Origin of the sequence: Nodularia sp. UHCC 0506 (assembly GCF_034931045.1) — a bacterium.
GTDB lineage: Bacteria > Cyanobacteriota > Cyanobacteriia > Cyanobacteriales > Nostocaceae > Nodularia.
In genome coordinates this window covers 70,273-72,344 of record NZ_JAYGHH010000005.1, presented here as the reverse complement: position 1 = coordinate 72,344, position 2,072 = coordinate 70,273, and the positions used below count along the sequence as shown (strand labels likewise).

1 protein-coding gene and 1 pseudogene are annotated in these 2,072 nt (G+C 37.2%); both read right to left on the bottom strand.

Annotated features, from left to right (window positions below):
* A partial coding sequence (locus VB654_RS05690) for a peptidase domain-containing ABC transporter (RefSeq protein WP_323212582.1) occupies positions 1–1,630 on the bottom strand: 1,630 nt, incomplete at its 3' end.
* A 12-nt stretch (positions 1,631–1,642) separates the two neighbouring features.
* Positions 1,643–2,072, bottom strand: a pseudogene (locus VB654_RS05685) (lanthionine synthetase LanC family protein); the annotation flags it as partial.

Sequence of the window (2,072 nt, the reverse complement as noted above, 5' to 3'; positions counted from 1 at the left end):
GGTTATATTTATGTATGCGAATATTACCTGACTGGGGAGTATATAAACTAGCAATTAATTTAGCGATTGTACTTTTACCACATCCAGATTTACCAATAATAGCAATGACTTTTCCTCCTGGTAAATTAAGGGAAAAATCTTTTAATAAATCGACTCTACCAGCATGATAGAAGTTTAGGTCTTCACAGAAAATATCAGCGTTGTCAGGAATATTTAGAACTGGTTTTTGAGTGAATTCAGAATATTCGGGTGTGGCGTTAATGACTTCATTTAATCTTTCTGTAGCAGCTTGGGCGCGAGTAAATTCGGTGGTGAAGCGGACGCAAGTATTTACTAAGGCAAGAATGTTGGTATTTAAGCTATTAAAGGCTAATAATTGTCCGATGGAAATTTCTTGATTAATTACTAAAATACTACCATACCACAGTAGAATAATTCCCCCGGTAGTGGCTACCCAACCGGAAAAAATGGTATTAGTTAAAATCATCTGCACGGTACGAAACATTAAGTTTGATTGTCTTCCGTAGCGAGTTTGAAATTCTTGCCAAAGTTCGGGTGCAGCATTGGTAGTTTTAATGACTAATGCACCTTTAAAGGTTTCTACTAAAATTCCTTGATTTTCGGAAGCTATACCTAAGACTTTGCGGATTTTTTGCTGTAAATTTGAAAAAGAAATTACAGTTGTAAATGTCATGAAAATAGCTATTATGATTGATAATATAGTTAGTTGTAAGCTGTAAAATAGCATCACAATTAAAGATGCGATCGCAATTAATATTTGATTGGGTAAAGCCACACCAACTTGAGAAATTAATTGATTAATAGTTTGAATATCTCGTAATCTACTAACTACCTCACCACTCCGGCGAGATTCATAATAAGATAAGGGTAAACGTAAAATATTCCTAGCAAAGTCTAAGACTAAATCTAATTCTAAACGATGAGCAAAATGGGAAACTAAATTACCTTGAACCCATTGTAAACTGCTACTAATTAAACTCATAGTCAAGATTCCCAATGCCATACCTGTGAGTAATTGAGTATCTCTCCTCACCAAAACATCATCAGTGAGAATTTGAATCAAAAATGGCGATAGAAGGGAAAGTAAACCGATGACAAAGTTTAATAATAAAGCTTCGGCAAGGATATATCGGTAATTGTAAAGACGCTGTATTAGTCTTTTAAAACTTCCTATTTTTTCTCTATCATCTGGTTGTTCCAGAAAATCAGGGCGGGGTTCTAATAGCAGCATTACACTATTAGTCCAGCCAGTTAATAAATCTTTTTTGCTTAATGTTCTTACACCCAGTGCAGGATCAGCTAAAATATATTCCTTACCTTTACATCCATATAAAACAGTCCAATGATTACCGTGCCAATGAATAATTGCTGGGAGAGGTATTTGTTGTTTATCTACTAAGTCTAAAGGGGCTTTGACTCCACGGGCGTTAAAGCCTAATACCTGCGCCCCTTGTTTGAGGTTGAGTAATGTTGTGCCTAATTGTCCTGTTCCTGCGGCTTCTCGAACACGGGTAATGGTGAATAGTTGTCCATAATATTTGGAGATAGTGGCTAAACAGGCGGCTCCACAATCTTCTCTGTTATGTTGTAGGATTATTGGGTATTTCATTTGTGTTACGCATCAGGCGCAAATATGAAGATGAGTTTTTGGGGGTTCTAGAAGGAGGATGGAGGGGATTAGTTGGGGGTAAGCAAGGCGTAAAAGTCCGTAACCTATACCTGCTAAACCTACCATTAAATCTGGGGTTTCTATTCCTAGTGGGACTCCGCAACGGACGTTATTTTGTTGGATTTCAAACAAAGTTTGACTGGCTATTTTCTCAATTTGTTGGACAATTTCTGGGTTGTCTAATTTGGCATTTGCTATTAATAATAAGTCAATGTTTCCTAAGTCTCCATGACAAAGACAATGGTTATTACCAAATCCTTGTTTGATGGTGGTTTGGATGGCGGTTGTGATTTCTTTATACATGATTTCCTCTGGTGGATCTCCGCAAATGCTTAAGCGTCCTAAGCCTATACCGGGCGCACCATGACACCATGCTGTCATG